Raw genomic sequence first — 6532 nt, forward strand, 5'->3', positions numbered from 1 at the left:
CCGGCCGGTGGCGTGCCGGGGACCGGGGCGTCCGCTGCTACCTGTGGCTCGCAGACCGCGCCGTGACCGGGTCGCTCAAGGGTGCCGGCCCGGCCGGCCTGCCGGTGCGGACGAAGTAGCCGGAACCACTCGTCCCGCCCCCGCCGCCCAAGCTGAGCGGCGCTCGGGTTGACTGTGGGTATGGAGCTACCGACCGTCGACCTGCCGGCGCTGCCGAGCCTGCTGGCCGCTCCGGCACCCGGCTGGGTGGAGACCACCGACGTGATCGTGGTCGGCTCCGGGGTGGCCGGGCTGACCGCCGCGCTGCATCTGCGCGAGGCGGGCCTGCACGTCACCGTGGTCACCAAGGTCAACATCGACGAGGGGTCGACGCGCTGGGCACAGGGCGGCATCGCCGCGGTGCTCGATCCGGCGGACACGCCGGCGATGCACGCCTCCGACACCGAGATCGCCGGAGTGGGTCTGTGCGACCCGGCGGCGGTGCGCGTCCTGGTGGAGGAGGGGCCGACCCGGCTGCGCGAGCTGATGCGCATCGGCGCCGAGTTCGACCGCAACCCCGACGGCTCACTGATGCTCACCCGGGAGGGTGGGCACCGCGCCGACCGGATCGTGCACGCCGGCGGCGACGCGACCGGGGCGGAGGTGCAGCGGGCGCTGCACGAGGCGGTTCGCCGCGACCCGTGGATCCGCCTGGTCGAGCACGCGCTGGTGCTGGACCTGCTCCGCGCGCCCGGCGACGGTCCGGACGGGCTCGGCCCGGCGTGCGGTATCACCCTGCACGTCCTCGGTGAGGGCAGCGAGGACGGCGTGGGCGCCATCCTGGCCCGGGCGGTCGTACTGGCCACCGGCGGGATGGGCCAGATCTTCGCGGCGACCACCAACCCCGCGGTCTCCACCGGCGACGGTGTCGCACTGGCCATGCGCGCCGGGGCGGCGGTCACCGACGTGGAGTTCGTGCAGTTCCATCCGACCGCGCTGATCGTGCCGGAACACGCTCGCCTGCCCGGCACCGGCCACGCCCAGCAGCCGCTGGTTTCCGAGGCGTTGCGGGGCGAGGGCGCGCACCTGGTGGACGCCGACGGCAAGCGGTTCATGCTCGGCCAGCACGAACTGGCCGAGCTGGCGCCCCGGGACGTGGTGGCCAAGGGGATCCACCGGGTGCTGCTGGCCACCGGCGACGACCATGTCTACCTCGACGCCCGCCACCTCGGCGGCGACTTCCTGGCCCGACGCTTCCCCACCATCGTCGCCTCCTGCCTGGCCATCGGAGTCGACCCGGGCACCGACCTGATCCCGGTCGCCCCGGCCGCGCACTACGCCTCCGGCGGGGTCCGCACCGACCTGCACGGCCGGACCTCCATCCCCGGCCTGTACGCCTGCGGCGAGGTCGCCTGCACCGGCGTGCACGGTGCGAACCGGCTGGCCAGCAACTCGCTGCTGGAAGGACTGGTGTTCTCCCGGCGGATCGCCGACCACATCGCGTCCGGCCTGCCCGAGCAGGCGCGCCCGGCGGACACCGGAGCCTGGCGCGGGGGCACCGGCTGGCTGGTACCGGCCGCGGTGACGCCGGCGTTGCAGCGGGCCATGACCCGCGGCGCCGGAGTGCTCCGTTCGGCCGCGTCGCTCACCGCGACCGCGACCGAACTGGTCGACCTGGGCACCGGTCGCGGCACTCCCCGCACCGCCGACTGGGAGGCGACCAACCTGATCACCGTCGCGGCCACGCTGGTCGCCGCCGCGTACGCGCGCCAGGAGACCCGGGGCTGCCACTGGCGGGAGGACTTCGGATCGGCCGACGAGCGGTGGCACGGCCACCTGGTCGGCGCGATCGGCAGGCAGGGCCGGTTGACCACTCGGTGGGAGGAAACCTGATGGGTGAGACGGAGCGGATGCTGCGCGAGGTCGGGCTGGACCCGGACCAGGTGCGCGGGATCATCGAGAACGCCCTGGTCGAGGACCTCGGCCCGGACGGGCTCGACGTCACCAGCGTGGCGACCATCCCGGCCGCGCAGACCGACACCGCCGACCTGGTGGCCCGAGCCGACGGGGTGGTCGCCGGGCTGGCGGTCGCCGCCGCCGTGTTCGAGCTGGCCGCCGAGATGACCGGGGCGGGCCGTACCGTCGAGGTGTCGCTGGTGGCCCGCGACGGCGAGCGGGTGGCCCGCGGCGACGTGCTGGCCACGGTGACCGGCCCAAGCCGGGTGCTGCTCACCGCCGAGCGGACCGCACTCAACCTGCTCTGCCGGATGTCCGGGGTGGCCACCCACACCCGGGCCTGGGCGGACGCCCTGGCCGGCAGCAAGGCGATGGTCCTGGACACCCGCAAGACCACCCCCGGCCTGCGCTCCCTGGAGAAGTACGCGGTCCGCGCCGGCGGCGGCACGAACAAGCGGATGGGCCTGCACGACGTCGCCATGATCAAGGACAACCACAAGTACGCCGCGGGCGGGATCACCGCCGCCTACTGGCGGGTCCGGGAGGCGTTCCCGGACGTGCCGGTGCAGGTCGAGGTGGACACGCTCGCCGAGGCGGTGGAGGCGGTCGAGGCCGGCGCGAAGTTCCTCCTGCTGGACAACATGCCGCCGCCGGTGCTCGCAGCCGTGGTGGCCGCTGTCGGCGACCGGGCCGAGCTGGAGGCGACCGGCGGGCTGACCCTCGCCGACGCCGCCGAGGTGGGTGCCACCGGCGTCGACTTCCTCTCGGTCGGCGCGCTCACCCACTCCTCGCCGATCCTGGACATCGCCCTGGACCTGCGTACGGAGTGAACCCGTCTAGGCTGCGTGCGTGCTGCTCTGCATCGACATCGGGAACACCAACACCGTGCTGGCGACCTTCGACGGCGACAAGCTGGTGCACTCCTGGCGGATCAAGACCGACGCCCGCTCGACCGCCGACGAACTGGGCCTGATGTTCCGGGGGCTGCTCGCCGGGGACGCCGTCGAGATCACCGGTGTCGCCGCCTGCTCGACCGTGCCGGCCGCCCTGCGCTCGCTGCGGACCATGCTGACCCGTTACTACGGGGAACTGCCGAGCGTGATCGTGGAACCCGGGGTACGCACCGGAGTGCAACTGGCCATCGACAACCCGAAGGAGGTGGGCGCCGACCGGGTGGTCAACACGCTGGCCGCGTACACCCTCTACGGCGGACCGTCGATCGTGGTCGACTTCGGCACCACGACCAACTTCGACGTGATCAGCGCCCGCGGTGAGTTCCTCGGCGGGGCGTTCGCGCCCGGCATCGAGATCTCCTTCGACGCGCTCGCCGCCCGCGCCGCCCAGCTGCGCAAGGTCGAGGCGACCAAGCCGCGCTCGGTGATCGGTAAGAACACCGTCGAGTGCCTCCAGGCGGGGCTCTACTTCGGCTTCGCTGGGCAGGTGGACCGGATCGTCGAGCGGATGGCCGCCGAGCTGGGCGAGCTGAAGGCGGTGATCGCCACCGGCGGGCTGGCGTCGCTGGTGCTCAACGAGTGCCGGACGATCACCCACCACGAGCCGATGATCACGCTGATCGGTCTGCGCATGGTGTACGAGCGGAACGTCTGACTGGTTTTGATCTTGTGGTTGGTGGGGGGTGCCCGGAACCCTCGGTGGGCCGGCGTCATCCGGTCCGCTGGAGTGGGGTCTGGGCCTGGGTGGTCGCGATTGGTCAGGTTCGGTGGGTGCGGGCGGTCAGGGTGCGGTACGGGAGGTTGATGGTCGCCTGTCCGGTCAGGTCCGGGTGGGTGTCCAGTAGCTGGCGGACCTCGCGGTCGACTTCGGCCTGGCGGTCGGGGGTGGCGGTCAGGTAGTGGGAGCGGGTACGGACCAGGCCCAGTAGTTCGTCGCGGGTCAGCGGGGTGCTGTGGGTGAATTCGGCCCACTCGGTTGGGGTGAAGCGGTCATAGTCCGCGGCGGCCACGCCGAACGACAAGGCATGAGTGGGGTCGGTCATGGCGGGCAGGCTATCCAGTAACGGTCGACTGGCCCCTTGAGTACGCTCGGGGCTTGACCCCGCCCGAATTCTCCCTCCGAGGAAGCGTGCCGTGACCCAGCAGAGCCCCGTGCCAGTCGACCCCGCCGACGACCTTCCCGAGCAGATGAAGGTCCGCCGGGAGAAGCGGGACCGGATGCTCGCCGATGGCGTCGAGCCGTACCCGATCAGCTATCCGCGTACCAGCACGCTGGCCGAGGTGCGGGAGCGCTACGCCGAGCTGCCAACCGACACCGCGACCGGCGACCGGGCCGCGATCACCGGCCGGGTGATCTTCGTACGGAACACCGGCAAGCTCTGTTTCGCCACCCTGCGCGACGGGGACGGCACCGAACTCCAGGCCATGCTGTCGCTCGACCGGGTCGGCGCGGAGCGGCTGGAGGACTGGAAGCGCCTGGTCGACCTCGGTGACCACGTCGGGGTCACCGGCGAGGTGATCACCAGCCGTCGGGGCGAGCTGTCCGTGCTTGCCGAGCAGTGGGCGATCACCGCGAAGGCGCTGCGCCCGCTGCCAGTGGCACACAAGCCGCTGAGCGAGGAGGCCCGGGTCCGGCAGCGCTACGTCGACCTGATCGTCCGTCCGCAGGCCCGCCAGATGGTACGCACCCGGGCCGCGACCGTACGCAGCCTGCGCGATTCGCTGCACGGGCAGGGTTTCATCGAGGTGGAGACCCCGATGTTGCAGTTGCTGCATGGGGGGGCGGCGGCTCGACCTTTCGTGACCCACAGCAATGCACTCGACACCGATCTGTATCTCCGAATCGCGCCGGAACTGTTTCTCAAGCGCGCCGTGGTCGGCGGTGTCGAGCGCGTCTTCGAGATCAACCGCAACTTCCGTAATGAGGGCATCGACTCTTCGCACTCGCCGGAGTTCGCGATGCTGGAGGCGTACCAGGCGTACGGCGACTACAACACCATGGCCGAGTTGACCCGTAATCTCGTACAGCAGGCGGCCATCGCGGTCGGCGGATCGACCGTGGTGACGCACGCCGACGGCCGGGCGTTCGACCTGAGCGGTGAGTGGCGTTCGGTGAGCCTGTTCGGGGTGCTTTCCGAGGCACTCGGCGAGGAGGTCACGGTCCGCACCGAGCGGGCCCGTCTGGTCGAGTACGCGGACAAGGTGGGCCTGGCCGTTGACCCCAAGTGGGGGCCGGGCAAGCTGGCCGAGGAACTGTTCGAGGAGTTGGTCGTACCCGGTCTCCAGGCACCCACCTTCGTGCGGGACTACCCGGAGGAGACCAGCCCGCTCACCCGGGGCCACCGCGGCGAGCCGGGCCTGGCCGAGAAGTGGGATCTGTACGTGCTCGGGTTCGAGCTGGCCACCGCGTATTCGGAGCTGGTCGACCCGGTGGTGCAGCGGGAACGGCTGGTCGCCCAGGCGCAACTGGCCGCCCGCGGCGACGACGAGGCGATGCGGCTGGACGAGGACTTTCTCCGGGCGATGGAGTACGGAATGCCCCCGGCCGGCGGCATGGGAATGGGAATCGACCGGCTCCTGATGGCGCTGACCGGCCTGGGAATTCGGGAAACCATCCTCTTCCCGTTGGTCCGCCCGGAGTAGTCGTACGGAACTCCGCCGGGTCGTTACCGCATCCTATTGACGCAGCAAGCATCTCACTTGTTATTGTGCTCTTGTTAGTGGCAGGAGCAGCCCTGCTCGAAAGGAATGTGGGACGTGGCCAAGCAGATCATTCACAAGCTGGTCGATGACCTGGACGGCGGGGACGCGGACGAGACCGTCAAGTTCGCGCTCGACGGTGTTCAGTACGAGATCGACCTGTCCGGTTCGAACGCCGAGAAATTGCGTGGGGCATTCGCTACGTACATCGCCCACGGCACCAAGGTGGGGCGCGGCGGTGTGGTTGTCGGCGGGCGCGCCGCTCGCGGCCGGGGTGGTGCCACCGCCGACCGCGAGCAGAACAAGGCCATCCGGGCGTGGGCCCGCAAGGCCGGCAAGGACATCTCCGACCGGGGTCGGATCCCGCAGGAAATCGTCGACGAGTACCACGCCAAGGCCGGTCACTGAGACCGAGCATCTGACGGTCGTCCGCCACGCCGGCCCGGAGCACGCCTCCGGGCCGGCGTCGCCGTGTCCGGGACTATTACCGGTGGGGTGGGCGTTGTCCACAGCCGGTGGATGTCTTGTCCACAACCTGTGGACGGCGTCGGAGGGATGCCGTCCACTGCCGGGACGCCTCCGTGCGGTGGTCCCGGCGGCCCACGGCTGCCGGCCGAATTTCGCTCTGCGCGTACAGGCGCCATGCCCGGAACACCTGCTGAGCGTGGATGGTTGTGCAAAACGACGCGTACCGGGCCAATGGCGCTGACACACGAGGTCAGCCGAGTCGGTCCGCGGCGATAGAGTAAAGAGGCGCGGACGCCCGTCCCGGGCGCTCGCGTATCCGGCCCCGCCGAGAGTCTTGACCACCAAGATCGAGTGCGCACGGCACGTGAGGAGCACGAGGGCATGTTCGAGCGGTTCACCGACCGAGCGCGACGGGTTGTCGTCCTGGCCCAGGAAGAGGCCCGGATGCTCAACCACAACTACATCGGTACGGAGCA

General features: G+C 70.8%; 6 protein-coding genes. 5 read left to right on the plus strand and 1 reads right to left on the minus strand.

All coding sequences use genetic code 11. The annotated features are described in order from the left end of the window. The first annotated feature begins 180 nt into the window (after window positions 1–180). Genes AB0M52_RS28400 through AB0M52_RS28410 form a run of 3 tightly spaced genes read left to right on the plus strand, consistent with a single transcriptional unit; the run spans window position 181 to window position 3543 of the window. The gene (locus tag AB0M52_RS28400) at window positions 181–1872 is read left to right on the plus strand and encodes an L-aspartate oxidase (RefSeq protein WP_363959953.1); all 1692 of its coding nucleotides are present in this window, start codon (window positions 181–183) and stop codon (window positions 1870–1872) included. Next, window positions 1869–2765: a carboxylating nicotinate-nucleotide diphosphorylase gene (gene nadC, locus AB0M52_RS28405; protein WP_363959968.1), complete on the plus strand. Its 897-nt coding sequence runs from the start codon at window positions 1869–1871 to the stop codon at window positions 2763–2765. The genes AB0M52_RS28400 and nadC overlap by 4 nt, the downstream gene beginning before the upstream one ends. A gap of 19 nt (window positions 2766–2784) precedes the next feature. Next, the gene (locus AB0M52_RS28410) at window positions 2785–3543 is read left to right on the plus strand and encodes a type III pantothenate kinase (RefSeq protein ID WP_363959956.1); all 759 of its coding nucleotides are present in this window, start codon (window positions 2785–2787) and stop codon (window positions 3541–3543) included. 103 nt (window positions 3544–3646) lie between these two features. On the opposite strand, the gene AB0M52_RS28415 is transcribed toward AB0M52_RS28410, so the two are convergent. After that, on the minus strand, window positions 3647–3931 hold the full coding sequence (locus tag AB0M52_RS28415) for a hypothetical protein (RefSeq protein ID WP_363959959.1): 285 nt from the start codon (window positions 3929–3931) through the stop codon (window positions 3647–3649). A 91-nt stretch (window positions 3932–4022) separates the two neighbouring features. Here AB0M52_RS28415 and lysS point away from each other — a divergent pair, with 91 nt between their 5' ends. Both lysS and AB0M52_RS28425 read left to right on the plus strand, forming a co-directional pair. After that, window positions 4023–5531, plus strand: a complete 1509-nt coding sequence (lysS, locus tag AB0M52_RS28420; protein WP_363959962.1) for a lysine--tRNA ligase — start codon at window positions 4023–4025, stop codon at window positions 5529–5531. A 114-nt stretch (window positions 5532–5645) separates the two neighbouring features. Further along, window positions 5646–5996, plus strand: coding sequence for an Lsr2 family protein (locus tag AB0M52_RS28425; RefSeq protein WP_363959965.1), 351 nt, complete (start codon window positions 5646–5648; stop codon window positions 5994–5996). Window positions 5997–6532 lie beyond the last annotated feature (536 nt).

Source organism: Micromonospora sp. NPDC051296 (assembly GCF_040682255.1).
Classification (GTDB): Bacteria; Actinomycetota; Actinomycetes; order Mycobacteriales; family Micromonosporaceae; genus Micromonospora; species Micromonospora craterilacus.